Source organism: Desulfovibrio sp. 1188_IL3213 (genome assembly GCF_036763145.1).
In the GTDB taxonomy this organism is placed as follows: domain Bacteria; phylum Desulfobacterota; class Desulfovibrionia; order Desulfovibrionales; family Desulfovibrionaceae; genus Desulfovibrio.
The window spans coordinates 1-380 of sequence record NZ_JBAIYR010000721.1; the positions used below are offsets into that span (position 1 = coordinate 1).

Here is a 380-nt window from a genome sequence, read left to right on the forward strand (position 1 = left end):
GTGCTCCTTGGTAGCTTTCATTTGTAGCCCTCATGCTGGTTTGGTGGTTGTTTGGTCATAACCAAACCTAACCGACATGAAGGGCTACTTCCATTTTGGGAATGTGCGAAAAATACCGTACGTTATCTAGCCAAGTGCTGCCTGGCGTCTTTGTCGATTATAAAAAACCTCAATATACTCACTTATATCCGTAATGGCTTCAGCCTGTGAGCGATAGCTTTTGCGATGGACCAACTCATTTTTCAACAAGCCACAGAAGCTTTCCATGGGTGCGTTGTCGTAACAATCCCCTTTTTTGCTCATGGAGCAGACCAGACCGTATGAGCGGAGTCTTTCTTGGTAGGCTGCGCTGCAATACTGGCTGCCGCGATCCGAATGCA

1 protein-coding gene is annotated in these 380 nt (G+C 47.1%); it reads right to left on the reverse strand.

The window, feature by feature from the left end:
* Positions 1-126: 126 nt before the first annotated feature.
* Positions 127-380: IS3 family transposase (locus V6C16_RS14735; RefSeq protein ID WP_333543627.1), on the reverse strand; the 254-nt coding region annotated here is incomplete at its 5' end.